At 52.8% G+C, this 26709-nt stretch carries 23 protein-coding genes and 1 tRNA gene; 13 read left to right on the plus strand and 11 right to left on the minus strand.

Going from position 1 to position 26709, the window contains the following annotated elements:
• Nucleotides 1–11: 11 nt before the first annotated feature.
• The gene (locus tag K7P01_RS25990) at nt 12–1559 is read left to right on the plus strand and encodes a gluconokinase (protein ID WP_267297520.1); all 1548 of its coding nucleotides are present in this window, start codon (nt 12–14) and stop codon (nt 1557–1559) included.
• On the opposite strand, the gene K7P01_RS25995 is transcribed toward K7P01_RS25990, so the two are convergent.
• The 8 genes from K7P01_RS25995 to K7P01_RS26030 form a co-directional block, all read right to left on the minus strand.
• Nucleotides 1516–2790 (minus strand): metallophosphoesterase, encoded by a 1275-nt coding sequence (locus K7P01_RS25995; protein WP_267297521.1) that lies wholly within the window; start codon nt 2788–2790, stop codon nt 1516–1518. The two genes, K7P01_RS25990 and K7P01_RS25995, sit on opposite strands and share 44 nt — an antisense overlap.
• A gap of 45 nt (nt 2791–2835) precedes the next feature.
• Nucleotides 2836–4098: a metallophosphoesterase gene (locus K7P01_RS26000; RefSeq protein ID WP_267297522.1), complete on the minus strand. Its 1263-nt coding sequence runs from the start codon at nt 4096–4098 to the stop codon at nt 2836–2838.
• Between the two features lie 66 nt (nt 4099–4164).
• Complete coding sequence (locus tag K7P01_RS26005) at nt 4165–7569, minus strand: efflux RND transporter permease subunit (protein ID WP_267297523.1); 3405 nt, start codon at nt 7567–7569, stop codon at nt 4165–4167.
• Between the two features lie 31 nt (nt 7570–7600).
• Complete coding sequence (locus K7P01_RS26010; RefSeq protein ID WP_267297524.1) at nt 7601–8734, minus strand: efflux RND transporter periplasmic adaptor subunit; 1134 nt, start codon at nt 8732–8734, stop codon at nt 7601–7603.
• 30 nt (nt 8735–8764) lie between these two features.
• Nucleotides 8765–10222: a TolC family protein gene (locus K7P01_RS26015; protein WP_267297525.1), complete on the minus strand. Its 1458-nt coding sequence runs from the start codon at nt 10220–10222 to the stop codon at nt 8765–8767.
• An 8-nt stretch (nt 10223–10230) separates the two neighbouring features.
• On the minus strand, nt 10231–10863 hold the full coding sequence (locus tag K7P01_RS26020; RefSeq protein ID WP_267297526.1) for a TetR/AcrR family transcriptional regulator: 633 nt from the start codon (nt 10861–10863) through the stop codon (nt 10231–10233).
• Nucleotides 10864–11347: 484 nt separating this feature from the next.
• Entirely contained in the window at nt 11348–11683 is a 336-nt protein-coding gene (locus tag K7P01_RS26025) for a hypothetical protein (RefSeq protein ID WP_267297527.1), read from the minus strand.
• Between the two features lie 51 nt (nt 11684–11734).
• Nucleotides 11735–12292, minus strand: coding sequence for an RNA polymerase sigma factor (locus K7P01_RS26030; RefSeq protein ID WP_267297528.1), 558 nt, complete (start codon nt 12290–12292; stop codon nt 11735–11737).
• Between the two features lie 154 nt (nt 12293–12446).
• On the opposite strand from K7P01_RS26030, the gene K7P01_RS26035 reads away from it, so the two are divergent.
• Nucleotides 12447–13319: an alpha/beta fold hydrolase gene (locus K7P01_RS26035; protein ID WP_267297529.1), complete on the plus strand. Its 873-nt coding sequence runs from the start codon at nt 12447–12449 to the stop codon at nt 13317–13319.
• On the opposite strand, the gene K7P01_RS26040 is transcribed toward K7P01_RS26035, so the two are convergent.
• Nucleotides 13294–13749: an SRPBCC domain-containing protein gene (locus K7P01_RS26040; protein ID WP_267297530.1), complete on the minus strand. Its 456-nt coding sequence runs from the start codon at nt 13747–13749 to the stop codon at nt 13294–13296. The genes K7P01_RS26035 and K7P01_RS26040 overlap by 26 nt on opposite strands.
• 311 nt (nt 13750–14060) lie before the next feature.
• Here K7P01_RS26040 and purL point away from each other — a divergent pair, with 311 nt between their 5' ends.
• The 7 genes from purL (at nt 14061) to K7P01_RS26075 (ending at nt 21249) form a co-directional block, all read left to right on the plus strand.
• A complete protein-coding gene (purL, locus tag K7P01_RS26045; protein ID WP_267297531.1) occupies nt 14061–17753 on the plus strand; it encodes a phosphoribosylformylglycinamidine synthase in 3693 nt (1230 codons plus the stop codon).
• A gap of 81 nt (nt 17754–17834) precedes the next feature.
• Nucleotides 17835–18410, plus strand: a complete 576-nt coding sequence (locus K7P01_RS26050; RefSeq protein ID WP_267297532.1) for a DUF4136 domain-containing protein — start codon at nt 17835–17837, stop codon at nt 18408–18410.
• A gap of 97 nt (nt 18411–18507) precedes the next feature.
• Nucleotides 18508–18580 (plus strand) — tRNA-Gln (locus K7P01_RS26055).
• A gap of 110 nt (nt 18581–18690) precedes the next feature.
• A complete protein-coding gene (locus K7P01_RS26060) occupies nt 18691–19620 on the plus strand; it encodes a ribose-phosphate pyrophosphokinase (protein WP_267297533.1) in 930 nt (309 codons plus the stop codon).
• Nucleotides 19621–19652: 32 nt separating this feature from the next.
• Nucleotides 19653–20309, plus strand: a complete 657-nt coding sequence (locus K7P01_RS26065) for a 50S ribosomal protein L25/general stress protein Ctc (RefSeq protein WP_254087177.1) — start codon at nt 19653–19655, stop codon at nt 20307–20309.
• Nucleotides 20310–20400: 91 nt separating this feature from the next.
• Complete coding sequence (gene pth / locus K7P01_RS26070) at nt 20401–20961, plus strand: aminoacyl-tRNA hydrolase (protein ID WP_267297534.1); 561 nt, start codon at nt 20401–20403, stop codon at nt 20959–20961.
• A gap of 9 nt (nt 20962–20970) precedes the next feature.
• Nucleotides 20971–21249, plus strand: coding sequence for a thiamine-binding protein (locus K7P01_RS26075; protein WP_267297535.1), 279 nt, complete (start codon nt 20971–20973; stop codon nt 21247–21249).
• Between the two features lie 5 nt (nt 21250–21254).
• Here K7P01_RS26075 and metG read toward each other — a convergent pair whose 3' ends face one another.
• Both metG and K7P01_RS26085 read right to left on the minus strand, forming a co-directional pair.
• Entirely contained in the window at nt 21255–23351 is a 2097-nt protein-coding gene (gene metG, locus K7P01_RS26080; protein ID WP_267297536.1) for a methionine--tRNA ligase, read from the minus strand.
• A gap of 78 nt (nt 23352–23429) precedes the next feature.
• Entirely contained in the window at nt 23430–25580 is a 2151-nt protein-coding gene (locus K7P01_RS26085) for a tetratricopeptide repeat protein (RefSeq protein WP_267297537.1), read from the minus strand.
• Between the two features lie 266 nt (nt 25581–25846).
• On the opposite strand from K7P01_RS26085, the gene K7P01_RS26090 reads away from it, so the two are divergent.
• Genes K7P01_RS26090 through K7P01_RS26105 form a run of 4 tightly spaced genes read left to right on the plus strand, consistent with a single transcriptional unit; the run spans nt 25847 to nt 26568 of the window.
• The gene (locus K7P01_RS26090) at nt 25847–25981 is read left to right on the plus strand and encodes a hypothetical protein (RefSeq protein WP_267297538.1); all 135 of its coding nucleotides are present in this window, start codon (nt 25847–25849) and stop codon (nt 25979–25981) included.
• 46 nt (nt 25982–26027) lie between these two features.
• Nucleotides 26028–26159: a hypothetical protein gene (locus K7P01_RS26095; RefSeq protein WP_267297539.1), complete on the plus strand. Its 132-nt coding sequence runs from the start codon at nt 26028–26030 to the stop codon at nt 26157–26159.
• A 45-nt stretch (nt 26160–26204) separates the two neighbouring features.
• Nucleotides 26205–26339 carry a hypothetical protein gene (locus tag K7P01_RS26100; RefSeq protein WP_262899314.1) on the plus strand — a complete coding sequence of 45 codons (135 nt, stop codon included), beginning with the start codon at nt 26205–26207 and terminating at the stop codon, nt 26337–26339.
• Nucleotides 26340–26388: 49 nt separating this feature from the next.
• Nucleotides 26389–26568, plus strand: a complete 180-nt coding sequence (locus K7P01_RS26105) for a hypothetical protein (protein WP_267297540.1) — start codon at nt 26389–26391, stop codon at nt 26566–26568.
• Nucleotides 26569–26709 lie beyond the last annotated feature (141 nt).

The following is a 26709-nucleotide window of genomic DNA, read 5'->3' on the forward strand; positions in this document are numbered from 1 at the left end:
TCCTTTAGCGCATGACCTATATCCTTGGCATTGACATCGGCACCGGCAGCACCAAGGCCGTGGCCATCGACCCCGCCGGCAGCGTACTGCACGCCGAGCAGGTGGCCTACCCCACGCATCATCCACAACCCGACGCCAGCGAGCAAGATCCCGAAGTCATCTGGCAGGCCTGTGTGCAAAGCATTCGGCAAACCCTCGCGCATCTGAAGCAAGCCCCGGCAGGCCTGAGCTTCAGCAGCGCCATGCACAGTGTGCTGCCTGTAAATGCCGAAGGCAAACCCCTGCGGCCGCTCATGACCTGGGCCGACAACCGCAGTGCCGCCATCGCCACAAGCATACACCACAGCGCTGCCGCACAAGATTTATACCGCCACACGGGCACGCCAATACATGCCATGTCGCCCCTGGCCAAGATCGCCTGGCTGCAAGCAAACGAGCCCGCCGTCTTTGCACAGGCGGCCCGCTTTATTTCTATAAAAGAATATATTTGGTTTAACCTCTTTGGTGTATGGGAAATCGACTATTCCCTGGCCTCGGCGTGTGGCCTGTTCGACATACTGGCACACACGTGGTACACGCCGGCCCTCGCATTGGCCGGTATCACCGCTGACCGGCTGTCGGTGCCCGTATCAACGCAACATATACGCACCGGACTACTACCGGCAACTGCCAGGCTCACGGGCCTGCCCGCCACAACACCCTGTTGTATCGGCGCCAGCGACGGCTGTTCGGCCAACCTCGGTAGCTCGGCCATTACCCCCGGTGTTGCTGCGCTGACGATCGGCACCAGCGGCGCGATTCGCGTAGCCAGCAGCCAGCCGGTGTACAACTTTGAGGCGATGACGTTTAACTACATCCTCACCAGTGATATCTTCATTTCCGGCGGGCCGGTTAACAACGGGGGCGCGGCATTGAAGTGGTATGCGCAAGAGCTGTTAAAGATCGATTTGTCGTCGCCTGAACGTTATGCGGCGTTGCTCGCCGAGATCGGGCGCATTCCCGCGGGAGCCGATGGCCTGGTGTTCCTCCCCTACTTAGCCGGCGAGCGGGCACCCCTGTGGAACAGCGATGCCTGCGGTGTTTTCTTCGGGTTGACCGGCCGGCATACGCAGGCGCACTTTACCCGTGCCGTGCTGGAAGGTATCTCGATGGCACTATACCACATTGCCACCAAACTGGAAGAATCGGGATTATCGATTGGGCAAGTCAATGTAAGCGGCGGCTTTGTGCGGTCGGAGGAATGGGTGCAGCTCATGGCCGATATCTTCGGTAAACCCATCGGTCTGGTGAATGTAGAAGATGCATCCGCCATCGGCGCGGGCTACCTGGCATTACACGCACTCGGCATGATCCCGGCACTCGATGCCCTACACCCGAAAACACTACGCACCTATTTACCACGCCCCGAGTACCACGCCGTATACCGCGACCGCGCCTTTCCGCTTTTCCGCAGCCTGACCCGGAATCTCACACTCGACATGGCGGTGCACGCCGAGGTCCTGGCACCGGTACCCACTAAGCCTGTGGTGGATAGCCGGCCCGGAGCGTCAGCACCGTAAGCTCGGGTGCCATGCCGAGCCGGCCCGGGTAGCCGATGCAACCAAAGCCGCGGTTAACGTAGATGTGTTGCTGCCCCTCCTGGTATAGGTCCGCCCACTGGCGATAGTGATACTGTGCGGGACTCCACCGGAAGCCGCCCACTTCCACGCCGCACTGGTATCCGTGCGTATGCCCCGAGAACGTTATGTCGATCATGGGATATTGCTTCCGCACAACGGTATCCCAATACGTGGGGTCGTGGGACAGTAATAAACGTAGATCTGTGTCCCCCGCACCCTGTAAGGCCTTGGCAACATCGCCGTATTTTTGTCTGCGGCGCAGGCTCCAATTCTCAGTGCCCAGAATGGCCAGTGGTTCGGTGCCCACCTGTATCATTTGATTTTCATTTAGCAGCAGGCGGTAGCCCATTTCGCGATGGGCTGCTTGCAGTAACTGAAAATTCTCTTGCTTGGCTTCGTCACTGGGCCACCAAACGTAATCACCATAGTCATGATTACCGGTAATGGAAAATACACCCAACGGCGCCCGTAGCCGACCAAAGAGCGATATATAGGGCTGTATTTCACGCGAATAGTAGTTCACCAGGTCACCGGTAAAAAAGATCAGGTCGGGCTTCTCTGCCATGAGCAGGTCAACGCCACCTTGCACAGCCGTGCGATGGAAGAGCGTGCCCGCATGGATGTCTGAGATCTGGCCGATGCGCAGGCCGTCAAAGGCTTTGGGTAGATTAGGCAGATATATATTTCGCCGTACGATGCGGTAGTCGTGCGCCCCGGAGATAATGCCCATGGTCAGCGCCGTGAGTGGTACGGACGCCGCGATGATGGCCGTCTTATTCAGAAACTCGGAACGCGGCATTGGTACGCCGGATGACGCAACACGGGCAGGCAGTAGTTTTTTACGGATGCGGAGTACAAACCGACGTACATCGTCGAGGAGTAACACGCCTAACGCCGTAATCTTTGACAGATATACCGTGGCAAAGATGCCGACCAGCCACTCGCGGGTAATGGAGTAGAAGTTCAGGGGATCGGCTACATAGTACCAGGCAGCGGCGGCAATGGCAGCCGCCATGATGGTCCAGTGTACCGTGTGGCCCGTGATTCGTACTGGGCGCGATGTGTGTTGCAGTACACCCCGCAAGGCACCGAAAATGTATACATCGACGGCGACGATTATGAGGGCCGCGATCAGCGCCGTATCTAACCTGAAAAGTGCCAGTCCATCCATCGCTTACAAATCCATGTACGCGGGGAAGGTACTACTTTCTTTGGTTTATGCGCGCTTCAATTCCACGATCGTGAGTTCCGGCGGCATGCCGATACGGCCTGGATAACCCAGGTAGCCAAAGCCGCGGTTTACATACAAGTACTGCGACCCTTCCTGGTATAACCCACCCCACTGCTTATAGATATACTGCGAAGGGCTCCAGCGAATGTTGCCAATCTCTACGCCCATCTGGAAGCCGTGCGTGTGGCCGGCGAAGGCCACGTTGATATCCGGATACAACGGCCGCACTTGCGCATCCCAGTGGCTGGGGTCGTGCGATAGCAGCAACTTCACGGCGGCATCTTCGGTGCCGTGATAGGCTTTGTCCAACTTGCCATAGCGTGTAAAGCGGCCGGCGCCCCAGTTCTCGATACCCAGCACGGCGATACGCTCGCCGTCCACCTCGATGAATCGGTGTTCATTCATAAGCAAGTCGAAGCCCATGAGCCGGTGTGCTTCGATCAGGTGCTGAAAGTTCTGTTGTTTGTCTTTCGCTGACGCCCATGCTTTGTAATCGCCATAGTCATGGTTGCCGGTAACGGAGTATACGCCTAGTGGTGCTTTGAGCTTGTCGAAAATATGGATGTAGTCCTTTACTTCTGAGGATTCGTTGTTGACCAGATCACCTGTGAAAAAGATGACATCCGGTTTTTCACCAAGCATCATGTCAACACCACCTTGCACAGCCGTTTTGTTGAAAAAGCTCCCCGAATGGATGTCTGATACTTGCCCGATCTTAATGCCGTCAAAAGCTTTAGGCAGGTTGGGCAGGTACACCGTTGTGCGCTTGACGCGGTAGTCATGTGCACCCGAAATAATGCCATACGCCATGCCGACAAAGGGCAACGTGCCGGCAACCAGGGCCGTTTTGGCCAGGAACTCCGAACGTGTAATGCCTTCGCCCGGTGCGGCGCTTGGCTGATCACTTTTTTGAAAATACGCTATCGCCCAGCGCACGCCGCGTTGAAGGTCGTCGATGAACAACACCAGTACGGCAAAGAGCTTGGAGAGGTACGCGCCGGCCAGTGTCGTGAAGATGAGCGTGCGCACCGTAGCGCTGTATTTATAGGGGTCTGCGAACAGCCACCACACCAATGCGACGCCAGCCAATACTGTCGGCACCCAGAATCCATAGCGAATACCGTTTTTCCAGAACGGTGTCCAGTCACGGCTTACCGTTATCACCGCCTGAAAGACGTAATAGTCGATCAGAAGGAAAAGCGTGAAGAATAATACCAGCGTCATAATCCGTTGCCTCAGTTGCTTCATAAATGCAAAAGTCGTCCCACGTTATGTAAGACGACTTTTGCGTAAAATTAGTTTATTCGGTTGCGCTTATATGGTCGGCAGCGGTTCGGTGCCGTGGCCTTCTTCGTGCGCGTGTTTGTGATGCGCATCGGCTACATGCACTTTCTTGGGTGCGGTGAGCAGATAGAGCACAGGCACAAAGATCAGTGTCAGGAATGTACCGAAAATAAGACCGAAGATCATCGTCCATGACAGCGGGCCCCAGAACGCTACGTTATCACCACCAAAGAAAATGTGGGGATTGAGCTCGGTAAACATCGTTACGAAGTCGATGTTAAAACCAACCGCCAGCGGAATCAGACCGAGTGTAGCGGCCATGGCCGTCAGCAACACAGGCGTCATACGGGTCTGGGCAGCTTCGATGACCGCAGCCTTCGTTTCCATACCTTGTGCAATGAGCAGGTCGGTAAACTCTACGAGGAGGATACCGTTACGCACCACGATACCGGCCAGCGCAAGAACACCTACCCCCGTCATAACAATGGAGATTTCCATTCGGAAAATGGAGAAGCCGAGCAATACACCGATGATACTGAGGAAGATCTCCGACATAATGATCAGCGGTTTGCCTGCCGAGTTGAATTGAAGCACAAGGATCATGAAGATCAAGCCCAATGCTACACACAAGGCAATTACCAGGAAGGTACCTGTCTCAGCCTGGTCCTCCTGCTCGCCAGTCATGCGGATTTCCACACCATCGGCCTTGGGAAAATCGGCCAGTGCTGTCTGGATCTGCGCCACAATCTCGTTGGCGTTGTAGCCGCTAAGCACGTTGGACGAAATTGATATAACACGTTTCTGATCGATGCGCTTAATACCGGCATAGCTGTTAGTGTATTCAGCCGTGGCAACTGCCGACAGCGGAATCTCACGCACCACGCCACCGCGCGCCATGTCGCGAAAGGTAATGGGCAGGTTCATGAGCGCATTCACATCGTTGCGCTGACTGCGGCGCACACGCAGCTCAATGGGGTAGTCGTCGTTCTCGTCGCGAAATTTGGAAACCTCTAAACCGTGAATCGCTGTATACAAGGCCTGGCCGATAACAGCGCTGGAAATCCCCTCGCGGTTGGCCTTCTCGCGGTCGATCTTTATCGTAATCTCAGGCTTGTCTGCCTGAAAGTCTGACTTCAGTTCTTCGACACCGGGAATTTGTAACTCCTCCAGGTAACGCTTGGCTTTCGTAGATGTCTCGATCAGCGCGTCGAAGTCATCGGCCGAAAACTCGATGTTGACAGGCTTACCGGTAGGCGGTCCGCCAGACTCCTGATCGACCGAAATCTCCGCTCCTTTTATACCTTTTACCGCGTCGCGGATTTTCTGCAGATAATCGCGCGTGCTACGGCTGTCGCGTTTGGCAAATTCCACGAAAGCAACGGTTACCTTGCCCAGGTGCGGTACGGCGGCGCTGCCGTTTGCAAAAGGATCTTCGGCGGCGCCTACGGCTACGTTAGAGATAATGGATTTCACGAGTGCTGTATCTGCCGCTACCACTTTGGTAATACGCTCTTCAACGACGCGGGTAACAGAGTCTGTCACTACCTGGTGTGTACCGATGGGCATGCGCACGTAGGCGTATATAAAGTTCGGGTCGCCTTTCGGGAAAAATACCACGGGCGGGTTGCGTACTCCGGTAAACCAGAACGAGAAGAAGAACAAGAAGATCACAAATCCAACGACCCACCAGGGGCGCTTGCCGTGTAGGAGCCACGTGATGCGGGCCTTGTACCACGATTGTACTCCCGGCCATGCGTTGGTTTGGAATGAGCTGATGACGCGCACCAGCAGGAAGTGGTACAGGCAATACACCAGGTACATAAAAACCGTGAAGTTACCCAGGCCGATAATACCTGTGATGTACGATACAAGTGCAATCGCGCCCATGACGATCGAAGTGATCTTGAAACCACGGGTGAACTTCGAGCCGCTGTGGTCGTGCTCGTGCTCGCCCATAAAGTCGACGGCAAACACCGGGTTCATGATATAGGCCACCAGCAGTGATGCTACCAGGGCAATGATGAGCGTAACAGGCAGGTAAAACATAAAGCTGCCGATGACGCCGGGCCAGAACATGAGTGGCACGAACGGCGCAAGTACCACCATGGTACCTGTAAACACAGGCAGGAACACTTCGCCGGCAGCGATCTTGGCGGCCTTCTTGATTGGTACTTTTCCGTTATCAAAAATACGGTGTGTGTTTTCAATCACCACAATGGCGTCGTCCACCACAATACCGAGCGCTAGCAGGAACGAGAAGAGCGTCATCATATTGAGTGTAAAGCCCAGGGTCGGCATGACCAGGAAGGCGATAAAGCTCGAGATCGGCACGGACAAGCCCACGAAGATGGCGTTGGTGACGCCCATGAAGAACATCAAAATGAGCGTTACCAGTACAAACCCAATGATGATGGTGTTGATCAAATCGTGCAGTGTCATCCGCGTAGTCTCCGATTGGTCGGCAGTGATGGTCACGTCCGTGCCGGGAGGCAGAATGTTTGTCTCGAAGTCTTTTACAATCTCGGTAATCTGATCGGAAGCCGCGATAAGGTTCTCACCACCACGCTTGATCACGTTGAGCGTGATTACATTCTTACCCGCCAACCGGGCAAAGCTCTCCTGCTCCTTATTCGTATCAACTACTTCGGCTATATCTTTAAGATAAATCTGACCACCCCGGATCGAGGTGATAACCGTGTTGGCAATCCCGTCGGCTGACGCGTACTCGCCGTTCACCGTCAGGGAACGCTTGACACCGTCCATCGACAATTCCCCACCCGCCAGGATCACGTTTTCGCCTGCGATTGCATTTCTGATGTCGTCGAACGTGACACCGGCCAAAGCCAATCTATACATATCGACGTTGATCTGGATCTCACGCTCCGGCGCACCAATGATGTCAACCCGGCGAATCTGGCCTACCGATTCGATCCGGTCCTGCATATCTTCGGCATATTCGCGTAGCGTCTCCAGGTCGAAGTCGCCTGCAATATTCACGTTCATGATCGGCACCTCGGAAATGTCGATGTCGATCACCTCCGGATCATCCTCCAGATTCGGAAGATCCCTTTCGGCGCGGTCAACCGCGTCTTTTACATCCTGTTTAGCTTTATCCAGTGATACATCCGTCTCAAATTCGACGATGATGTTGGAAAAGTTCTGTAACGAGTTGCTGGTCATCTTCTTCACCCCAGAGATGGATTTCATCTGCTTCTCCAGCTGCTTGGTGACGAGGTTTTCGATATCCGACGGTGCGCCCGGGTGTACCGTTGCCACATAGATCTGCGGAAATACCACTTCCGGAAATTGCTCTTTAGGAAGGAATAAATATGTTACAATCCCGCCAAGGCAGATGAACACGGTGGCAATATAAATGCTCACCTTGTTGTCGATCGACCAACTCGTGGGTTTAAATTCTTTTTCTAAATCTTGCATATCTGCTTCAGGTTGAGAAAGGTGTTCAAGATTAAAGTTTTACTACCTCGCCGTCGTTGAGACCCTGGTAGCCCGTCGTGATAATTTTATCGCCGCTCTTCAAGCCTTCAATCTGGGCGAGGTTGTCGAATACGCCGGATACTTTTACCACCTTGCGGCGTGCTACAGTATCTTTTCCATTGGACTCGGCAATATATACTACCTTCTCATTATTGATAGACTGGATTATGTTGGCGGGGATCACCAGTGTAGAAGCTTCGCTGTGATAGATAACCTTGATCACGGCGGTCATGTTCGGACGAAGATCGGCCTGCGACTTCAGCTTTACTTCTACCGGGAAGGTACGCGACAGCGGGTCGATATTTTTACCGACAAAGGTTAGTGTCGCTTCGATCTCTTTGTTCTCGAGATCCGGCAGTACGACGCGTACACGGTTGCCTTTCTTCACACGGGTAACAAACACTTCCGATACGTTAGCCTTCACTTTGAGATCGCCGGTATTGACAACGCGAACAGCCGGCATGCCCGGGGCAATGTTCTCGCCGACCTTTACGGCCACCTCATCAATAGTACCACTGATGGGCGACTTGATGCGGGCCATGTCTTGCTGTTCCTGCATTGCGGCAATCTGACGCTCGAGGCTTTCCTTGTTGGTCTTGGCTTGCAGGTATTGCACTTCTGTGCCGATCTTCTGATCCCACAGGTTCTTCTGACGCTCGTATACCGTGGTCGCGAGAGCGAGTTGCGAGCGTTGCGCATCAATGTCACGTTGGATAACGGAATTGTCGATCTGCGCCAGCACCTGTCCTTTCGATACCTGCTGTCCTTCCTTCACATATACCTGGGTAACCACCCCTGCCGACCTGGCGCTGACCAGGATGTTGTCTTCGGCATCAACCGAACCCTGTGTTTGCACATAGTGGTCGAACGCGCGCGGCGAAACTTCCTTTACCTCAATCTCTTTGGCCTTCAGCTTCGTCGAGTCAGGGCTCAGCTTGGCCAGCTCAACTTCGAGTTTCTTGATCTCCGCAGTCAAAGCAGCTTGCTCTTTTTTCTTTTCTGCCAACTCGTCTTTCTTTTTATCGACTTCGTTGCCACCACCACACGCCACCAGCAAGGCCACCAGCGTCAGGGCTCCAATAGAAGTATATACATTCGGTTTCATAGTACGGATATTTTTCATAAGGATTGGTTCTTACTTTTGATTGGTGGTGGAAGGGCTATAATTAGCCGGGTTGATTTTAGCGTACGCTTTATCCAGATCTACTTTCGACACAATCGCGTCGTACAAGGCATTATAGTAATTTACCTGTGCCTCGCGCAAGGCGCTTTCAGCGTCGGTCACTTCGATGCTCGACCCCACGCCTTGCTCATACTTGATCTTGGTTACCCGGGCTACCTTGCTGGCTAGGGTCATATTTTCCTGCTGCGACTTGAGCGTCTCCACCGCATTCTTATACAGCGTTGTATTTTGCTGAATGCTCAGGTCGATACTTTGCTTCAGCGAGTTATAGTTGTTCTGGATTTTGATTAGCGAAAGCCTGGACTGTTGCAGCTGGTAGTTGCGCTGCAGCCCGCTGAAGAGGGGAATATTCAACGTAAGACCTATCATGGAATACGGGTACCATTTGTCCGGACCAAATTCATCGGTTGACGGGATGCCGGATTCAGTCTTAAACAATCCACCGATAGTAGGCGACTGTGTCGAATACCCCAGGTTGGCAAACGCCGACAATGTGGGTAGGGACGTGGAGTATTTGTTTTTGATATCCAGCTCCTGCAGGCGACGCTGCGTGTCCAGTACCTTGTATTCAATGCGATTCTTATGATCCCAGCCCTGCTGGTATTCGTTGAACAGGGCATCATCTACCGTCAGTGTCTGTAATGTACCCGATATTTGTAAAGGTTGATCCATCGGGTAATTCATCTGGAACTTCAGCAGCAACAGGCCCAGGGCCTGTGAGTTGACGAACTTCAGGCGCTCGGTCTTGAGATTATTCAGCTGTACTTGAACGCGGTCCACGTCTATCTCTTCGGAAAAACCGTTTTTGTTTAAGGCGCTGGTGGAACGCAGCAATGAATCTACCCTGCCGATATTGTTGTCGAACAGCGCAATCCGTTCGTTGTTGACCAGCACGGCATAGTATGCTTTTGTGACCTTCTCGATCACGTCGATCTGTGTCTGCTCTTCGGTTTTATAGGCTAGCTCCTTGTAGGTGCTGGCAGCCTTCAGGCCCACCAGGTACGAGCTGCTGAATAACAATTGATTGATCTTGATACCCGCATCGCCAGAGCTCGGCAATTGAAACACGTTCTGAAACGCTACCACGTCCCCACTTTCAATACCAGGAACGGTACTGAGATCGACAATGCCAGGCTGGCCCTCGACGTACTGTGAATAGAAACGCGGCAGCTTCGGGTTGTGTGTGAGCTGTACGGTTCCGTCTACCTGAGGTAAACCCAAGCCTACCGTTTCCTTTACTCTCGCTTCGGAGATCTGGGCGTCGATCCGTGCGTTCCGGACCTCCACGGTGTTCTCCAACGCATACCGTATGCAGTCGTCCAGCGAGCGTATCGCCGACGTGTCGGTTTGCGCACGCACGCACAACGGTATGACTAGAGTGAGTAGTAATGTTTGATACAAGCGTTTCATAGCGGTTATTAAGGGTTTGATAGTTCTACGGTTTTTTCTTTGTATTGCTGGTATAGCGCCCGGCCTTTATCGGTCAATACTCCTTGCACAAAGTGCTCGAAGAGCTGCACCTGTACATCGGGTAGGCTATACTTGTCGCGGGGAAAAATATTCTGGTCGAAGCCCATCTGCACGGTCTCCAATCGCATGTTAGCGATGATGTCCAGGTGCATGTCGGCGCGGAAGTATCCGTCGGCCATGCCGGCCCTGAGGTTGCGGACAATGCTTTCGCGAATTACTTTATTCTTAAAGGACAGCCACTCGCCCCACGCACGCGGGTGGTACTTCTGCATGTCGTACAGCACTGTCGGATTTGTATCGCGCATGCTCTCTTTTAAACGGTATGACAACCGGACCATCTCGTCCACAGCATCTTTCGATACACGGGTAATCTCCTCGAACTGCTCCTGCTCTCGCTCCATGTGCGACTTCACGACGGTGGCCACCATGTCATCCTTATCGGTGAAATATTGGTAGATCGTCTTTTTCGATACCCCCAACTGCCGGGCAATGTCGTCCATGGAGACGCTCCGCAGGCCATAGCGCATAAAAAGCTCCGTGGCCCCTTTTAGCAGTTTTTCCCGTTGTTCAGATTCTTCCATGCGACAAAACTATGGAAACGTTATTACTAAAAAAAGTTTCCATTGTTTCCTTGAACGCCCGAAAGGTCACTAGGTTTAAGTTTTCGGGATATTTTTTCATGAATTCCGGATGAAGCGCCTATTATGTCGTCCGGGGCGCCCGTTCATACCCTTTGAGTCGGTATGGATGCCGGATTATTGCCCTGACCAGGGCATTTTTCTTTGTTTATTCGTCTGTTTGAACATCTTTTGAGCCATAACACGGCATTTTTTCAACGGAAAGCCTTTAAACAAAACCGGCCCGGACTTACGTCCGAGCCGGCACCCCTCCCCTGCAAATCAACTTCTCTAAAGATTTTAGCCAGGTACGTCCCCGTAACGGATGTAAAGGTAGGAAACTTTTAAATCATTCGGGGTTTCCTTGGTTTTCATACATAAACAAAAAGCCGGCGGGACAGTTCCCTTGTCTCTAAATCTTTTCCTGAAAAATTCCGGGAATGCCTGTCTAATCGTTTGAACGGGTCCGTTCACCCTCCGCCGGATTCTGTTCCCAGCGGCACAGCTTCTCCTTCATTTTTTGTTTAAAGGCTTCGCGGTCTTCCGGCTTCATGCTCGAAAACTTCTCCTGGAAACGCTGCTTCCAATACGGTGCATCGTTTGTGGTCTTGCAATTATCGGCGCAGCGTTTACCGGCGCCAATGCCGGAAAACAAAATCTTGCTGAGCACCAGCATGCCCAGGGCCTGGGCGTAGGTAATAAACGGCCCGTGGAAAAGCACCGGCACCAGCCAGTTCCAAAGTGTCTGTACCACCCACCCTACTACCAATACCAGTAGTAGCATGCCCACTGCACATTTCAAAAAATAAGCTCCCTTGTTCATAGCGTCAATCCCTTATATATCGTCATACAATCGCTGCAGTTTTTTTCGCAGCGCTAAGATCGCATAGCGTTTGCGTGATAGCAACGTGTTGATAGAGACACCGGTTCGCTCGGCTATCTCACGAAAGCTTTGCTCTTCGATCTCGTTTTGAATAAATATCTCCCGCTGCTCGCGAGGTAACTCGTCGAGGGCGTCCATGATGGCCTCCCAGAGGGCTTCACGCAGGTACGAATCTTCAGGGGTGTTACCCAGATCGGGCAGGATTTCCTGTAACGTAAGGGGCGCATCCTCCTCGACGCCAGCCTGGCCCCGGAGGTCGGCACGTTTCGGTCGGGCCGCGTCGCGCCGGTAGCGGTCTATGATCTTGTTCCGGGCAACCGAAAACAGCCAGGAGGTGACACGGTCGATCGACTCGATAGTCTCATAGCCTGCCACAAACTGGTAGAACACGTCCTGCAGAATATCCTCGGCTTCCTCCAGGGAAGAAACCCGATTCCGGATAAAACTCAATAGCCGGTCCTTTTCCTTGAGAAAGGTCTGTTCTTTTACTTGTTCCATCGCCAGGTCCATCGCGCTTCCCTAATTTGGATTTCTTACTGGGAGAGACGCGGCATCAATAGTAATTATTTTATAAAAATAGAAATAAAGCCTGGGGCAGACAGCGTATATCTGTGGTCGGAGGTTGCCATTTAGGTGTCTAACAGCGTTTTTGGGGCGGAAAACAATGTTTGCAGCCACCGACTTCTTCTATCTTTGCCTCTTAACACCCTGGCCGGTCACCATGTTCATTCCCTACAAAGGTTCTGCTCTTTTCTACACCCGGCTCGGGCACGGCCCGGAAAACATGCTGTTATTCCACGGTTTCGGCCAGGACCACCGCGCCTTCGATACCTGGGCTACCGCGCTCGCCAATACCCACACACTTTATGTAATAGATTTGTATTATCACGGTCAAAGCACCTGGCCTTCACCCGACACACCCATTCAAAAAGCCGATTGGCGCGCCATTTTGGAGTTGTTCTTTACCCAACATCCCCTGGAGCATTTTGCCGTCGCAGGCTACAGCATCGGGGCTCGCTTTGCGCTGGCCACAGCCGAAGCCTTTCCGGAACGCACGACGACGGTGTTTCTCGTTGCCCCCGACGGCATTACCGGCAACACATGGTATTCTCTGGCCACTGGCACCGCCCCTGCCCGCCGACTCTTTCATAGTATGATCGCCCACCACGGCCGTTTTCTGTCCGCCACGCTAGCGCTACGGTCGATGCGGCTGGTGCCTGCCAACCTGGTCAAATTTGCCAGCTACCACATGAGTACAGAAGAACGCCGCGGCCGTGTGTATGCCGCGTGGGTCGTGTTTCGCAGGCTTACGTTTTCGCTTCGTGCGCTGGCAGCTGGGTTAAACGCCCACCACGTCGGCGTGGTGATGATCGTGGGTAAGCACGACCCGGTGATACGCGCCGAGGGCATGCCCCGCTTTTTACGGCTGATACGACGCCATTATCTCGCCACGCTTGACGCGGGCCATTCCGGGCTCATTGCTCGCAGCCTGTCCCTGGTGCAACAGCCGCCTATCGGGTCTCGACCAACTTCTTGATCTCCATCAGGATCGGGTTCCAGCCTTCGCCGCCATTGAACGCTTCCTGGTAGCGGCGCTCGCCTTCCGCCACGATGGCATAGTCACCTTGCTCGACGTGCAACACGGTGTACCCGTTATCAGGCTTCAGGTCGTAGGTTACGCGCAGGTAGTTCTCGGAAACGTCGTCGATAGTGGAATTTGGATCGATGGTGGTGTATACCAGGCGTTTACCGGGCTGTATTTCCAGAATCTCGCCCTTGACGGCAACCAGCTCCTTGCCATCAAACACACCCGTCCACAACAGTTGACTTCCTACTTTCCAGTCTGAAACAGTCTCACAACCAAACATATACTGTTTCGTTTTGACAGGGTTGACCAGCGCATCCCAGACTTCTGAAGGAGATGCCTGAATGGAGATCGTATTTTTAATTACTAGCGGTGCTTTCATGAGCGTATGATTATAAAGGGTTTAAGAATGACGCAAAGGAAAACAGGGGTACTGACAGGAGTATGTCAACAGTGATAAAAAATTGCAATTACGTAATTCAGCTTCCAACCCGTAGTCGGGCGAACGACGGCTTTGAGAGCAATTAAAATAAGTAGGGCTTTGGTACGGCTTTGGTACGGCTTTGATAGGGCTTTAGTAGGGAGTAAGCCGGATTATCATCCTCGTCTTACGACCCCAACAGGATGGGGATTTAGCTTGCTCCGGAAGACAGGGTTCTGTAATTTTGCGGCTCAAAATCTCAAACATCCGCAATGATCTTATTCTTCCGTACGAAGGCCGACACGCGTTACGCGGTGGGCACGGCACAGCCTTTGCAAAAAACTGATGTTCAGAAACTTACTTGGCTTTTTGGCGGTGCCGAACCCCTGACGGAACAAGTTCTGGAAGGACGTTTCCTGGGCCCTCGCAAGGAAATGATCACTCCCTGGAGCACCAACGCCGTGGAGATCACCCAAACCATGGGCATTGCCGGCATTCTGCGGATTGAAGAGTTCAAGGTCGTAACCGAAGTCACACCGGCCTACGACCGTATGCTGCAGGTGCTCTACACACGCCTCGACCAGGACCTGTTTACCATTCACCATACACCGGAAGCCGTCCAGGAAGTACGCGACATCCGGGAGTATAGCCAACGCGAAGGCCTGGCCCTGAGCCCGGAAGAAATTGAATATCTGGAAGGCGTCAGCCGCGAGCTTGGACGCCCGTTGACCGACAGCGAGGTCTTCGGATTTTCGCAAGTGAACTCCGAACACTGCCGTCACAAGATCTTCAACGGTACCTTTATCATTGATGGTCAGGAAAAGACTTCGACGCTTTTCCAACTTATCAAAAAGACATCGAAAGCCCATCCGAACTACATTGTATCGGCGTACAAAGACAACGTAGCCTTTATCCAGGGCCCTACTATTGAACAGTTCGCGCCCGTACGTCACGATGTGGCCGACTTCTTTGCTGTAGAAGATATCAAGTCTGTTATCTCGCTGAAGGCCGAGACACACAACTTCCCCACTACTGTCGAGCCGTTCAACGGTGCTGCTACAGGAGCGGGCGGAGAGATCCGCGACCGTCTCGCGGGCGGTAAAGGTGCCCTGCCGCTGGCGGGTACCGCCGTCTATATAACCTCCTACCCCCGCCTGGAAAATGGCCGGTCATGGGAGAAAAAATTCGAAGCTCGTCCCTGGTTATACCAAACACCTGAGGAGATTCTCATCAAAGCATCTGACGGTGCTTCCGACTTCGGTAACAAGTTCGGTCAGCCTCTTATCGTCGGCAGCGTGTTGACGTTCGAGCACTTTGAGGGCAACAAAAAATTCGGCTTCGACAAAGTGATTATGCTCGCCGGCGGTGTCGGCTTTGGCAAAGAGCAAGATAGCCAGAAAGAGCACCTTGCCCCTGGTGATAAGATTGTGCTGTTGGGTGGCGACAACTACCGCATCGGCATGGGGGGGAGCGCCGTTTCGTCGGTGGCTACCGGCGAGTATGGCAACGCTATCGAGCTCAACGCCATTCAGCGCTCAAACCCTGAGATGCAAAAGCGTGTGATGAATGCCATCCGCGCCATGGTGGAGTCGAATATCAACCCTGTGGTATCTATTCACGATCACGGCGCGGGGGGCCACTTCAACTGCTTGTCCGAGCTGCTGGAAGAAACCGGTGGTACCATCCATATCGACAAGTTGCCGATCGGCGACCCGACTCTTTCCGACAAGGAGATCATTAGCAACGAATCGCAGGAACGTATGGGCCTCGCCATGAAGGCCGCCGACATCGACCTGCTGCAACGCATCGCTGAGCGCGAGCGCTCGCCCATGTATGTTATCGGAGAAGCTACGGGCGACAACCGCCTGCACTTCGAGAAGAATGGTCAGACACAGAAGCCGATCGACTTTGCCGTGAAGCATCTGCTGGGCTCATCGCCGAAAACGATCCTCCGCGACGAAACACAAACGACGCAATATGCGCCGGTGCAATACGACGTGACCCGTGTACGCGAATACCTGGACCAGGTACTGCAACTGGAAGCCGTTGCCTGCAAGGATTGGTTGACAAACAAGGTAGACCGCTCCGTGACCGGCAAGGTGGCGACGCAACAAACGTGCGGCCCGATTCAGCTGCCGCTGAACAACCTTGGCGTTATGGCCCTCGACTATCAAAACAACAAGGGTATTGCCACGGCCATCGGCCATGCCCCGGGCGCCGCCCTGGTGGACGCTGCTGCGGGCAGTAAATTGGCCATTGCCGAATCATTGACGAACATTGTGTGGGCACCGCTCACCCATGGTCTGAAGGGTGTATCCCTCAGCGCCAACTGGATGTGGCCAGCGAAACAAGCTGGCGAAAATGCACGTCTCTACCAGGCTGTAGAAGCTGTCAGCGCGTTTGCCATCAACCTCGGCATCAACATCCCGACAGGCAAAGACTCCCTGTCGATGACACAAAAATATCCGAATGGAGATGTAGTATATTCACCAGGCACCGTGATCATCTCTGCCACGGCCGAGGTATCCGACGTTACACGCACCGTCACGCCTGCCCTGCAGCCATTGGCGGGTACGTCACTCCTTCATATCGACTTCTCGTCCAGCGCGCGCGCCCTCGGTGGCAGCAGCCTGGCACAGGTGTTGAACCTGCTGGGCAGCGAAGCCCCTACTGTCGGTGACGACGCCTACTTCGCCCGCGCCTTCGAAGCCGTGCAACAACTGATCGCACAAGGCCTCATCCTCGCCGGACACGATATTTCCGAAGGTGGTTTGATTACCGCCGTCCTGGAAATGTGCTTTCCTGTACCGCAGACAGGCCTTGCGCTTACCCTGAACACCGGCGACGACCTGGTTAAAACACTGTTTGCAGAAAACCCCGGTATAGTGGTGCAAGTGGCAAATAACGTTCAGGCAACGGCCGCGCTCGACAAGCTGAACATTCGGTACACCGTATTGGGTCAGATCACACACGAGCGCACCGTGAAACTGACACACGGCGCCACAACGCTGGAGCTGCCGGTAGACGCTCTGCGCGACACCTGGTTTAAGACTTCGTACCTGCTCGACAGTAAACAACGCCCCGCTAATTTTGCTGAGCAGCGCTTCACCCGCTATAAAGATCAACCGCTGCATTATACTTTCCCCGGGCAGTTCGATGGCTTGTATAAAACGTATGGCATTGATCCGAAACGCCGTAAGCCCACCGGCCTGAAAGCCGCGATCATGCGCGAGAAAGGTGGCAACGGCGACCGCGAAATGGCCTATGCGCTTTACCTCGCGGGATTTGATGTGAAGGACATTCACATGACCGACCTCATCTCGGGCCGCGAAGACCTGACGGACGTAAACATGATCGCCTTTATCGGCGGCTTCTCCAACTCTGACGTACTGGGCTCTGCCAAAGGCTGGGCCGGCGCCTTCCTGTATAACCCGAAGGCCAAACAAGTACTCGATAACTACTTTGCGCGGCCCGACACGCTCAGCCTGGGCGTCTGCAACGGCTGCCAGCTGGTGATGGAACTGGGCTTGCTATACCCTTCGCTCGGCGCAGAACACCCCAAAATGCACCACAATGCCTCTGGTCGATTTGAGTCGACGTTTGTGAACGTCACCATTCCCGAGAACAATTCCGTGATGCTGAAATCGTTTGCTGGCCACCGGTTGGGCATCTGGGTAGCACACGGTGAAGGACGCTTTATATTACCCGGCGACCGTTCATCCTACCATGTTGCCGCTGCTTACTCGTACGCCGAGTATCCGGGCAACCCCAATGGTTCTGACAACGCAGTGGCCGCCCTCAGCTCGGCCGACGGACGTCACCTGGCTATCATGCCCCACCTGGAGCGTTCGCTGTTCCCGTGGAATTGGGCGCATTACCCGGCGGAACGCAAAGCGGACCAAATATCTCCATGGATCGAGGCATTTACCAACGCCCGTGCGTGGGTGGAAAAAAATAACCGATAGTGAACCTAAAAGGTTAAAGCCATCTGTTGTTCTGACGCTTGTTTAGCCTTATATTCAACGTCACGAATAATGGATGGCTTTATGAAGAAAAATTTCGCTCCGCTACTGTTGGTGCTGTTTCTTTCATCCTGTCTGGGATACAAAGAACTTCCCGTAGAGTACGATTACAGTTACAAAGGTAATTTCAAACGCTATCGCACGTTTGACATTATGAAACCCGCTGGTCCGGCTGACTCGACAATGATGAACGAGGTCATTGAGAAGTCGATTGTAGCCCGAATGAAATTCCTGGGCTATCGGCAATCTTCCAGCAAGCCCCATCTCATTATCGGTTTCAAAATGTTCAACGACAGCCTGCGCTTCAACGGGTATAATCAACCCGACATCGAAGAGTGGGTGAAATCGCAGAACGATAATATCGACTATAATCCACAAAAGTTCACCCTCAATACCGGTACTCTGCTGATCCAGTTTTACGACCGTCGGCAGAACCGCTCCATCTGGCAGGGCTATGCTACAACCATGTATGGAAGCATCGACTTTAACAACAGCCGCCACCTACGAAACGCCGTCATTTCCATCCTGGATAAATACCGTTTCTGGGCAGAAGGTTTTATTGAAGGTACGACCGCCGCGAATCAGGAAAATGATCTCTAATTTTTTTACCCAGGAGTTACATTTTTCAAAAATAATTCTACCTTTGCAATCCCAAATTCAAGGGGCTGAGGCCGTGAAAGCGGTTTTTAGCAAGGATTGTCCGATGGTGTAACTGGCAACACGCCTGATTTTGATTCAGGAAAGTCCAGGTTCGAGCCCTGGTCGGACAACGATAAATAAAGGATCCCGCTCAAGCGGGATTCTTTATTTAAGTATAAGTGTTGCCAATTTTCTTGTGGCAACCTGAAGGTGGAACGGTTAACGAAAAATGGCATAGCCCATGGCAGTCAAAATTTTCAGTGGAAGAGCCACAACCTACCTGGCAGAGAAAATCGCCAGCGCCTATGGCGAACGCCTGGGTGAAGTCAACTACCAGCAGTTTAGCGATGGTGAAATGTCCCCGTTCATTACCGAGTCGGTACGCGGACATGAAGTCTTCCTGATCCAATCTACCTTTCCCCCGTCGGACAACCTCATGGAGCTTCTCCTGATGGTCGACGCAGCCAAACGCGCAAGCGCTTCCAGCGTAAACGTGGTGATCCCCTACTTTGGCTACGCACGCCAGGACCGGAAGGATAAACCCCGGGTTGCCATTGCCGCCAAGCTAATTGCAAACCTGATCTCTGCCGCCGGCGCCACCCGCATCATGACATGCGATTTGCACGCCGACCAAATCCAGGGATTCTTTGACATTCCCGTAGATCACCTGGATGGCTCCTATATCTTCGTGCCTTACCTCAAGTCGCTGAACTTGCCGAACATCATGTTCGCATCACCCGACGTAGGAGGTATTAAACGTGCCCGTAGCTTCGCCAAGTTCTTTGATGCCGACCTGGCCGTCTGCGATAAACACCGGAAAGAGGCTAACAAGGTAGATTCCATGCGCCTCATCGGTGAAGTGGAAGGCAAAGACGTGATCCTCGTAGACGACCTGGTAGACACTGCCGGTACCATCTGCAAGGCCGCTACACTGCTAAAAGAAAAAGGCGCCAGCTCAGTACGCGCAGTATGTACACACGGCGTATTGTCCGGCAACGCATACCAAAACATCGATAACTCGTTGCTCGAAGAGTTGGTGGTGACCGATACCATCCCGCTGAAGCAAGACAGCAAGAAGATCAAAGTATTGTCGGTGTCGACCCTGTTTGCCAAGGCGATCCGCAAGATCCACGATAACGAGTCGATCAGCTCCCTCTTTATCAAACTATAAAAACGAATTTTTAATTAAACTATATAACTATTATGAAAACTGTTGAGATTATAGGGTATCGAAGAGCAAATCTCGGCAAGACGGACTCTCAGCGTCTACGCGACGAGGGTAACGTGCCGTGTGTACTGTACGGAGGTGACAACCAGGTTCACTTTCATTCACCGATGATCCTGTTCCGTGACCTTGTGTACACACAGGAAGCGAAGTTTGTACACGTGAACATTGAAGGCGAAGAATGTCAGGCTATCCTCCAGGAGGTTCAATTCCACCCGGTAAGCGAAGTGATCCTGCACGCTGACTTCCTGCGTGTTTCTGAAGATCGTAAGATCAAAATGAGCATTCCGGTTCGTCTGGTTGGCCAGGCTCCCGGCGTAGCAAAAGGTGGTACTTTGGTTCGCAAGCGTGCTTCCCTGAAAGTATACGGCTTCCCGAAAGATATGCCCGATCACATCGACGTAGAAGTATCCGGTCTGGATTTCCACCACGCTGTGAAAATTGGTGACATGAACATTGAAGGTCTCGAGTTCCTCGATCCGCACCAGGCTACTATTGCTGCTGTAGAAGTACCGCGCGCTGCTAAATTGGCCGCTGACGAAGCTGCTGCCGCTCCTGCTGCTGGCGCCGCCGATGCAAAGAAAGCTGAAGCTCCTAAGAAAGAGGCTCCTAAGAAAGAAGAAGGCAAGAAGTAATTCACTTCCAACCATTTATACAAAATCCCTCCGACGCTGTCGGGGGGATTTTTGTTTATCGGGGAATTGTAAACGATATTGATTACACGATATGAAATACCTCATCGCCGGCCTCGGCAACCCCGGGCCAGAATATGAGCTGACACGCCACAATATTGGTTTTCTGGTGCTCGACCAACTCGCCGACGCGCACCAGACTAATTTCACCGTGGGCCGTCTGGCCGAGAAAGCCGAGTTCAGACACAAAGGCAAGACGATACACCTCATCAAGCCTAACACATTCATGAACCTGAGCGGCAAGGCCATTGCGTATTGGCTGCAAGAGCTGAAGATCCCGAAAGAAAACCTGCTGGTCATTGTCGATGATCTTGCGCTGCCGTTTGGTAGTCTGCGCATGCGTACGCAAGGCAGCGCGGCAGGACACAACGGCCTCAAGAACATCGAGCTGGTATTAAATGGTCAGGACTATTCCCGTCTGCGGTTTGGTATCGGCAATGACTTTGGCAAAGGGCAGCAGGTAGACTTTGTACTCAGCAACTTTGCCGCGGAAGAAATGGCACAGTTACCCGAGGTGATGAAAAAGGCGAATGATATGGTTCTTTCATTCTGCCTGATCGGCGCGGCCAAAACCATGAGTCAATTCAACAATTAACGCTTCCCCATGAAACACCAGGTACACGTAGCTATACAGATCGTCCCCATCGGCGGTGGTCACCCCTATCCCATTATCGACACGGCGCTGGAGGTCATTGCACAGTCCGGCGTAGACCATCGCGTGGGCGCGATGGAGACCGTCATGCAAGGGCCGTACGACGTGCTGATGGATGTAGCCAGGCGCGCACAGGAGGCCTGCCTGGCGGCGGGTGCCGATGACGTTGTCGTGACCATGAAGGTGCATGCACGCCGCCAGGGCGATATTACCTGGGAAGAAAAAGAATAAGAGCCCTAGCTCACAGTGGAGCCTGGCGCCACATCCTCGGTAGGGCGTATCAAGCGCAGCTTGCCGTCATTGTCTTCTGCCATCAGGATCATGCCCTGCGACTCGATGCCCATCATTTTACGCGGGGCAAGGTTGGCAATGAAGGTCACTTGCCTGCCGACCATCTCGTCGGCGCTATAGTGTTTGGCGATGCCGCTGAGGATAGTACGACGACCGAGGCCATCGTCTACAGTCAGCTTAAGCAGTTTGTCAGACTTCTCCATTTTCTCCGCAGCCACCACTTCGCCTATACGAATGTCGAGCTTCGAAAAATCGTCAAAGGCAATTTCGGGCTTGAGGGCCTTCGTGGCTGCCACGGCATGGGCTGCTTCGGGTACAGCAGTGAGCGGCGTCTTGCGCAGGCGCTCCATTTGCTTTTCAATGTCGGCATCCTCCACCTTCTTATACATCAATTCCGGCGTGCCCAGGGCAGCGCCTTGCGCCACAACATGTACCAACTCTTCCTTTTGCCAGAATTGCTTGCGCGCGACTTCAAACAAATCGCTGTTGAGCTGGCGACGAATCGACGCAGCGCCATCTGGCAGGAATGGCTCGCATGCCAAACCAATGTTGCCGACAATCGTCAATGAATAGTTCAGGATGGCTGCAACGGCCTCCATATCCTCTTTCGCCAACTTCCAGGGCTCTGTATCAGCCAGGAATTTATTGCCGATCCGCGCGAGGTTCATCATCTGGAACTGCGCCTCGCGGAAGCGGAAGTTTTTCAAACAGGCCGTCATTTCTTTTACAGCCTGGTTCAGATCGTTATGTGCTTGTTGGTACAGGGTCAGTATTTTTTTACGGCGATCGTCGGTACCCGGCAGCTCTTGCTCGGCGGGTACTTTACCATCAAAGTATTTACCTGTCAGCACCATCACGCGGTTTACGAAATTACCCAAAATGGACACCATCTCGCTGTCGACCTTTTGTTGGTAATCCTTCCAGGTGAAGTCTGCGTCCTTCGCTTCGGGCGAAATCGACGTGAGTACATACCGCAGCTCGTCGCGACGGCCCGGGAAATCGTGCAAATATTCGTGCAGCCACACCGCATGGTTACGCGATGTAGACAGCTTGTCCCCCTCCAGGTTCAGAAACTCATTAGCCGGTACGTTGTCGGGCAGAATAAAGTCGCCCGCAGCCTTGAGCATCGAGGGAAAGATGATACAGTGAAATACGATATTGTCTTTCCCTATAAAGTGGATCAACCGTGTTTCCGGATCCTTCCAGTATTTTTCCCAATCGTTGGGCTTCAACTCTTTGGTAGCCGAGATGTAACCAATGGGCGCATCGAACCACACATACAACACTTTGCCTTCTGCATCCGGCAGTGGCACCGGAATACCCCAATCGAGGTCGCGTGTAATCGACCGCGGCTGCAACCCCTGGTCGAGCCACGACTTGCACTGGCCGTACACATTGGTCTTCCAGTCTTTATGGCCTTCGATGAGCCACTCGCGCAGCCAGTTTTCAAACTTATCGAGCGGGAAGTACCAGTGCCGCGTCGGCCGCAGCACCGGCGTATTACCCGACACCGTGGAGCGCGGGTTGATCAATTGGCGTGGACTGAGGCTCGTACCGCATTTCTCGCACTGATCGCCGTAGGCATTCGGGTTGCCGCAGTTGGGACACGTGCCGATGATATAACGGTCTGCCAGAAAGATGCCTTCCTGCTCGTCGTAGTATTGGTCTGACGTCTCTTCGATGAAGAGGTTCTGGTCGTAGATTTTTTTGAAGAACTCCTGGGCGGTTTCGTAGTGCACCGGGTTGGAGGTGCGGGAATATATGTCAAAGCCGATACCAAAATCCTCAAACGCTTTCTTCATCATGTGATGATACTTGTCGACGAAGACACGCGGCGACACCCCCTCTTTCTTGGCGCCGAGGGTAATGGCTACGCCGTGCTCGTCAGAACCACAGATAAAGACCACATCTTCGCCCCGCAGGCGCAGGAAGCGCACGTAGGTGTCCGCCGGCAGATAGGCGCCGGCAATGTGACCGATGTGAAGGGGACCGTTTGCATACGGCAATGCGGCCGTGATGGTATGACGTTTAAATTGACTCATGGTGCTTTCTAAAACCGTTGACTGAACAACGTGCAAAGATGATAATAGTAAAGGACGTAAAAAAATTCCCGAAGGTCGTCAGATGGACGGCTTTTCGGCGCCTTCATCGAGATTGGGCGGATAGGCCGGGAAGATCACGTAGAACTCGGTGTATCCCTCCGGAGTCGTTTGCAGTCCTACCCTACCCCCAAGTTTAGCGGTAGCGGTTTTTACAATGTACAAGCCAATACCCCCGGTCTCCGAACGCTCCGACGCCCGGAAGAACATCCGAAACAGCTTGCCCGGATTTTCTTCGCTGATGCCGATGCCATTGTCCACCACGCGCATCTTTACGTACCCCTTGTCCATCGGCAGAATGTATATCTCCACAAACGACTCGACAGTGGCCGCCTCGTTGTAAAACTTGATGGCATTGTCGATAAGATTTTCCAGTACAATACGAATCAGCTCGCGGTCGGAACGGATCATGGCCCGCTCGTCGATCTGCTTGCGAATCACCAACTTTTGGGGCAGGCCCTTTTTCTTTTCAAGCATGAGCACGTCGTTGACGATAGACTCGAAGTCGACCTGGCTAATGGACAACTTTGAGTTGTTGATCTGGTTAATGATCAACAATCGCGTGAGAATGGTGTTCAGTCGCTCTGCCGTGGTGTCGAGCTTGCGCAGGTAGTCGAGCGCCACGGGGTCTTTCACATCCAGCAACGCCACGTTGCACATGCCTTTAAGACTGGCCAGCGGCCCGCGAATGTCGTGCGAGGTCTTGTAGATAAAATTATCAAGCTCGTCGTTCACCTGTTTCAGTGACTGGTTGGCGCGCTCCAGGTCGACGGTCTTGGCCTCCACCTCTTTGTCGAGGTATTTATTTTTGCTCTCTAACAATTCATTCTGTGCCTGGATAGTTTCCTTCGCTTCTGAAAGTTGGGCGTTGACACGCTTGATGGTCCGGTTGCTTCGCTGAAGTACCAGCACCAGCATACCGGCTAACATCGCAATGATGGCAATGGCAAAGTTGAGATCGCTTTGTTGTTTGATGACCTGCTCCTTGGCGGCAATGATGCTGATGTTCTCCCGCTCTTCATAGTCCGTCTGGATGTTGGCTACGTTCCTAACAAGCTCTTCGCTGATAACGCTGTCCTTTAGCTGAATGTACTTGTTTTGGTAGAGAGACGCATTTTGGAAATCGTCTCTGCGGGTATACAGCACGGCAAATTGCTTATACGTATCCAGCAATAGCTGATCGTATCCCAATTCGGAGGAAAGCGCTTCGGCCCGTCGAAGGCTCAGCTCGGAGGCTTTGAGATCGTTCTCCTCCCGCGCCACCTGGGCCAGGTATACCATATTCTCAATTTGAAAGCGCTTGTCGTTATCCTGCCGGGCGATCTCCAGGGAGCGTTCAAAATGCCGGCGTGCTTCCTTGAACTCTCCGAGTAGAAAGTTGGACACCCCCAAACCGAAATGTGCTTCGATAAGAATGCTGAGGCTGCAGTTATCGGCGCAGATCTTCAACGCTTCGCTGATATACTTCTGCGCCTGGTGAAATTCTTCGGCGCCTGCCCCGCCGATCTGGTTATAACACAAGCCCAGGTTGATGAGAAGCCTGTCGAGGTCGTACGTATCGTTTGCTTCGCGTTTGATATCCAGTGCCTTGGTGTAGAACTCGATCGCTTTCCCATAGTGTTTCATCTTGAAGTACACCAGGCCGATGTTGTTCAGCGCAATACTGATCTCGCTTTTTACCCCATCCCGCTCTCGGGCGATCAGCGTCTCGAAATTATACTCCAGTGCTTTTCCATAATCCGCGCGCAGGGTATATATCAGCGCAATGGAGTTCAGCAGGATTTTATTCTCGGCAGCATAGCCGTTCCTGCGGGCGATCCCCAACCCTTGTTCGGATTTTCTCAACGCCTCGTCAAGACGCTCCAGGCGTCGCAGCGCTGACGCCTCGAGCATGATGCCTTTCACGATTCGAAGGCTATCGCCCTGGTCCCATCCAATGCGTGCGGCCTCCGTTGCGTATGACAGCGCTTCACGTTGACGCGAGTCCAGGATCAGCGCACGCGCCAGGTCATATAGTATATCAAATTTCTCGCTATCGCTCTTACCGGGCAACAAGCTCTTCAACGAGTCGATCCGCGCCGATCGTTGTTCTTGTCCACTCACATTTCCCGCTACAATCAGAAGAAGAACAATGGCGGCTAGCTTACGAAAGTTTAAAAAATTTAGGTACACGGGTGAGGTTACAAATTTTAATACGGGAAAAGATTCAACTAAACCTGCCAATTTTGAGGTATCAATTTAATTCTAATAAACCTATTACAAAAACATAAACCCGACAAACTCATGAAAAAGTGGCCCACCTCACATGGCTTTCTTTCATGGTTGGCGACCCGACCACACCGACAACACGGTCTCGCAAGCGACCGCCACACAAATTGGGGTCTCCCGGGCTAACACAAACGGAAACTATTATCGAACATATCTAACTACTACCTACTATGAGAAAAGCCATTTATATACTGTTGTTTGCCTTCATTTCGAGCATAACAATTTCGGCCTGTACCGAAGAGGAGATTACGCCGGCCTGCGATGACAACGGTGGCGGTCGTGGATCGACAGATGGCCCCTTCTAATCCCCATAAAAAAAACCTATTGACCTACTATTAAACGAATTACCACATGAAAAAAATCATCTACATCATCCTTTTTGCCCTGGTTTCAAGCGTAGCCATCACAGCCTGCACCGAAGAAGAAGTAGCCCCTACGTCTTCCAACGGCGGCGGACGCGGATCGGCAGATGGCCCTTTCTAATCCCTTAAACAAAGCTTATTCACCTATACCAAACGACATACTCCCATGAAAAAAATCATCTACATCATCCTTTTTGCCCTGGTTTCAAGCGTAGCCATCACAGCCTGCACCGAAGAAGAAGTGACACCTCAGCAGACCTTTAACGGCGGTGGACGCGGATCTGCAGACGACGCTTTCTAACCCAACCCTATCCTTATAACCATTTCCCAATATTTTGATTATCAAGACTATGAAAACTAAAGTTATAATCCTCCTCGCTGCTTCGGCCCTGGTTACGTTATCGTTCACCTTTGTGACTGTACGCGGTAAAGAAGCCCCCCAGGCCGTTAAGACCGAGATCACCAACACAAGCGCTGCCGAAGCTTCAGCCCCTGCCGGCGGCTTTACCATGGCAGACCAGGCATTCTAATGGACGTTCACTCAGACACATCCGTTATGCCATCCTGTATTCCAACAACCCCCATGCTACGCTATCATCTCAGCCCGCATTCACTTCCTTGCTGAGCCTCCTGAAGGCCCACAAAGAGGTGAATGCCCGCTGATCCGTTGG

The sequence above is a fragment of the Parachryseolinea silvisoli genome, assembly GCF_021190955.1.
Classification (GTDB): Bacteria; Bacteroidota; Bacteroidia; order Cytophagales; family Cyclobacteriaceae; genus Ohtaekwangia; species Ohtaekwangia silvisoli.

What these genes read in the sequence shown, in the direction of transcription:
- K7P01_RS25990 (WP_267297520.1), top strand. Translation starts at nt 12, where the DNA reads ATGACCTATATCCTTGGCATTGACATCGGCACCGGCAGCACCAAGGCC.
- K7P01_RS25995 (WP_267297521.1), bottom strand. Translation starts at nt 2,790, where the DNA reads ATGGATGGACTGGCACTTTTCAGGTTAGATACGGCGCTGATCGCGGCC.
- K7P01_RS26000 (WP_267297522.1), bottom strand. Translation starts at nt 4,098, where the DNA reads ATGAAGCAACTGAGGCAACGGATTATGACGCTGGTATTATTCTTCACG.
- K7P01_RS26005 (WP_267297523.1), bottom strand. Translation starts at nt 7,569, where the DNA reads ATGCAAGATTTAGAAAAAGAATTTAAACCCACGAGTTGGTCGATCGAC.
- K7P01_RS26010 (WP_267297524.1), bottom strand. Translation starts at nt 8,734, where the DNA reads ATGAAACCGAATGTATATACTTCTATTGGAGCCCTGACGCTGGTGGCC.
- K7P01_RS26015 (WP_267297525.1), bottom strand. Translation starts at nt 10,222, where the DNA reads ATGAAACGCTTGTATCAAACATTACTACTCACTCTAGTCATACCGTTG.
- K7P01_RS26020 (WP_267297526.1), bottom strand. Translation starts at nt 10,863, where the DNA reads ATGGAAGAATCTGAACAACGGGAAAAACTGCTAAAAGGGGCCACGGAG.
- K7P01_RS26025 (WP_267297527.1), bottom strand. Translation starts at nt 11,683, where the DNA reads ATGCTACTACTGGTATTGGTAGTAGGGTGGGTGGTACAGACACTTTGG.
- K7P01_RS26030 (WP_267297528.1), bottom strand. Translation starts at nt 12,292, where the DNA reads ATGGACCTGGCGATGGAACAAGTAAAAGAACAGACCTTTCTCAAGGAA.
- K7P01_RS26035 (WP_267297529.1), top strand. Translation starts at nt 12,447, where the DNA reads ATGTTTGCAGCCACCGACTTCTTCTATCTTTGCCTCTTAACACCCTGG.
- K7P01_RS26040 (WP_267297530.1), bottom strand. Translation starts at nt 13,749, where the DNA reads ATGAAAGCACCGCTAGTAATTAAAAATACGATCTCCATTCAGGCATCT.
- purL (WP_267297531.1), top strand. Translation starts at nt 14,061, where the DNA reads ATGATCTTATTCTTCCGTACGAAGGCCGACACGCGTTACGCGGTGGGC.
- K7P01_RS26050 (WP_267297532.1), top strand. Translation starts at nt 17,835, where the DNA reads ATGAAGAAAAATTTCGCTCCGCTACTGTTGGTGCTGTTTCTTTCATCC.
- K7P01_RS26060 (WP_267297533.1), top strand. Translation starts at nt 18,691, where the DNA reads ATGGCAGTCAAAATTTTCAGTGGAAGAGCCACAACCTACCTGGCAGAG.
- K7P01_RS26065 (WP_254087177.1), top strand. Translation starts at nt 19,653, where the DNA reads ATGAAAACTGTTGAGATTATAGGGTATCGAAGAGCAAATCTCGGCAAG.
- pth (WP_267297534.1), top strand. Translation starts at nt 20,401, where the DNA reads ATGAAATACCTCATCGCCGGCCTCGGCAACCCCGGGCCAGAATATGAG.
- K7P01_RS26075 (WP_267297535.1), top strand. Translation starts at nt 20,971, where the DNA reads ATGAAACACCAGGTACACGTAGCTATACAGATCGTCCCCATCGGCGGT.
- metG (WP_267297536.1), bottom strand. Translation starts at nt 23,351, where the DNA reads ATGAGTCAATTTAAACGTCATACCATCACGGCCGCATTGCCGTATGCA.
- K7P01_RS26090 (WP_267297538.1), top strand. Translation starts at nt 25,847, where the DNA reads ATGAGAAAAGCCATTTATATACTGTTGTTTGCCTTCATTTCGAGCATA.
- K7P01_RS26095 (WP_267297539.1), top strand. Translation starts at nt 26,028, where the DNA reads ATGAAAAAAATCATCTACATCATCCTTTTTGCCCTGGTTTCAAGCGTA.
- K7P01_RS26100 (WP_262899314.1), top strand. Translation starts at nt 26,205, where the DNA reads ATGAAAAAAATCATCTACATCATCCTTTTTGCCCTGGTTTCAAGCGTA.
- K7P01_RS26105 (WP_267297540.1), top strand. Translation starts at nt 26,389, where the DNA reads ATGAAAACTAAAGTTATAATCCTCCTCGCTGCTTCGGCCCTGGTTACG.